Origin of the sequence: Polaromonas sp., assembly GCF_030682935.1 — a bacterium.
In the GTDB taxonomy this organism is placed as follows: domain Bacteria; phylum Pseudomonadota; class Gammaproteobacteria; order Burkholderiales; family Burkholderiaceae_C; genus Polaromonas.
Map to the genome: position 1 here is coordinate 1 of NZ_JAUXNA010000308.1, position 2,748 is coordinate 2,748.

Here is a 2,748-nt window from a genome sequence, read left to right on the forward strand (position 1 = left end):
TCATTGCGATTTTCGTGATCGGCATTGTCGGGCTGATGCTGGAGTTCGCGCTGATCAAGCTGGCTTCCGCCTTTACGTTTGAAGAAGTCAAGAACTGAAGGAAACCATCATGAACACATCACTGACCACCAAGTACCTCGAAATCCAGGGCGTGGCGCAGAGCTTCAAGACAAAAAAGGGGCCGTTCTGCGCGCTGCAGAACGTCAACCTCACCGTCGCAAAAGGCGAATTTGTCGCGCTGATTGGCCACTCGGGCTGCGGCAAGTCCACCCTGCTCAACCTGCTGGCCGGACTGACAACGCCAACCCAGGGCACGCTGCTGTGCGCCAACCGCGAGATCGCCGGCCCCGGCCCCGAGCGCGCGGTGGTGTTTCAAAACCACTCGCTGCTGCCCTGGCTCACCTGCTTTGAAAACGTCTACCTGGCCGTCGAGCGCGTCTTTGCCGCCACCGAAAGCAAGGCCCAACTCAAGGCCCGGGTCGATGCGGTGCTGGCCATGGTCGGCTTGAGCGCAGCGGCGCAAAAGCGCCCCGGCGAAATCTCGGGCGGCATGAAGCAGCGTGTCGGCATTGCCCGGGCACTGTCGATGGAGCCCAAGGTGCTGCTGCTCGACGAGCCGTTCGGCGCGCTCGATGCGCTGACCCGCGCCAAGCTGCAGGACGAGCTGCTGCAGATCGTGGCCAACACCCAGAGCACGGTGGTGATGGTGACGCACGATGTCGATGAAGCCGTGCTGCTCAGCGACAAGATCGTGATGATGACCAACGGCCCCAGCGCCACGATTGGCGAGGTGCTCAGCGTTGATTTGCCGCGTCCGCGCAACCGGGTGGCGCTGGCCGAAAGCCCGCAGTACCTGCACTACCGCAAGGCGGTGATTGACTTTTTGTACACGCGCCAGGCGCATGTGGAAAAAGCCGCCTGAGCCGCCAGCCCTCCGCACAACAAAGGAACCGCCATGGACATGCGCGTTAAAAAACAGAAACTGGTGATGGTGGGCAACGGCATGGCCGGCGTGCGCACGATTGAGGAACTCCTCAAAATCGCCCCCGACCTGTACGACATCACCGTCTTCGGTGCCGAGCCCCATCCCAACTACAACCGCATTTTGCTGTCGCCCGTGCTGGCCGGCGAGCAGACGCTGGACGAGATCACCCTGAATCCCTGGGACTGGTACAGCGACAACCACATCACGCTGCATGCCGGCAAGAAAGTGGTCGAAGTGGACCGCGTCAAGCGCGTCGTGCGCGCTGAAGATGGCACCGAGGTGGCCTACGACCGCCTGCTGATGTGCACCGGCTCCAATCCCTTCATCCTGCCCGTGCCCGGCAAGGACCTGAAAGGCGTGATTGCCTACCGCGACATCGCCGACACCAACGAGATGATAGCCACGGCCACCCAGTACAAAAACGCCGTGGTCATAGGCGGCGGCCTGCTCGGCCTGGAAGCGGCCAACGGCCTGATGCTACGCGGCATGGACGTGAGCGTGGTGCACGTGCAGTCCACGCTGATGGAGCGCCAGCTCGACAGCGTGGCGGGCAAGCTGCTGCAAAAATCGCTGGAAGCGCGCGGCCTGAAGTTCCTGATGGGCGCGCAGACCCAGGAACTCACCGGCAACGACGAAGGCCGCGTGAAGTCCATCAAGTTCAAGGACGGCACCGAACTGGCCACCGACCTGGTCGTGATGGCCGTGGGCATACGCCCCAACACCCAACTGGCCGAATCGATGCGCCTGCACTGCAACAAGGGCATCGTGGTCAGCGACACGCTGCAGACCATCACCGACGCCCGCATCTACTCGGTCGGCGAATGCGCGGCGCACCGCGGCATTGCCTACGGCCTGGTGGCGCCTCTGTTCGAGCAGGCCTAGGTGGCGGCCAACCACCTGGCGCAGTACGGCATTGGCCGCTACACCGGCTCGCTGACCTCGACCAAACTCAAGGTCACCGGCATCGACCTGTTCAGCGCAGGCGACTTCATGGGCGGCGACGGCGCCGAGGAAATCGTCATGAGCGACCCCTTCGGCGGCGTCTACAAAAAGCTGGTCATCAAGGACGACAAGCTGATTGGCGCCTGCCTGTATGGCGACACGGTGGACGGCAGCTATTACTTCAAGCTGCTGCGCGACGGCCGCAGCGTGGGCGATATCCGCGACAAGCTGATGTTCGGCGAGTCCAACATGGGCGACGTGGGCCATGAAGGCCACAGCAAGGCCGCCAGCATGCTTGATACCGCCGAAGTCTGCGGCTGCAACGGTGTCAACAAAGGCACGATCTGCAAGGCCATCAAGGAAAAAGGCCTGTTCACGCTGGACGAGGTGCGCAAGCACACCAAGGCCAGCGCCAGCTGCGGCTCCTGCACCGGGCTGGTCGAGCAGATTTTGATGGCCACCGCCGGCGGCGACTACTCGGCCACGCCCAAGCTCAAAGCCCTGTGCAGCTGCCCCGACCACGGCCACCAGGCGGTGCGCGACGCCATCCGCAACAACAAGCTGCTGGCGATTGCCGACGTCTACACATTCATGGAATGGCGCACGCCCAACGGCTGCGCCAGCTGCCGCCCGGCCGTCAACTACTACGTCACCAGCAGCTGGCCGAAAGAAGCGAAAGACGACCCGCAAAGCAGGTTCATCAACGAGCGCAGCCACGCCAACATCCAGAAAGACGGCACCTACAGCGTGATCCCGCGCATGTGGGGCGGCGAGACCACGGCGAGTGAGTTGCGGCGCATTGCCGACGCAGTGGACAAATA

General features: G+C 63.0%; 1 protein-coding gene and 2 pseudogenes. All 3 read left to right on the plus strand.

Features of this window, described 5'->3' with window-relative positions; genetic code table 11:
* Positions 1–98 (plus strand): annotated as a pseudogene (locus Q8K05_RS14140) (nitrate ABC transporter, permease protein); the annotation flags it as partial.
* A gap of 11 nt (positions 99–109) precedes the next feature.
* Entirely contained in the window at positions 110–922 is an 813-nt protein-coding gene (locus Q8K05_RS14145; protein ID WP_305247277.1) for an ABC transporter ATP-binding protein, read from the plus strand.
* 33 nt (positions 923–955) lie between these two features.
* A pseudogene (nirB, locus tag Q8K05_RS14150) lies at positions 956–2,748 on the plus strand (nitrite reductase large subunit NirB); the annotation flags it as partial.

Coding starts and splice junctions, on each gene's coding strand:
- Q8K05_RS14145 (WP_305247277.1), top strand. CDS start 110: ATGAACACATCACTGACCACCAAGTACCTCGAAATCCAGGGCGTGGCG.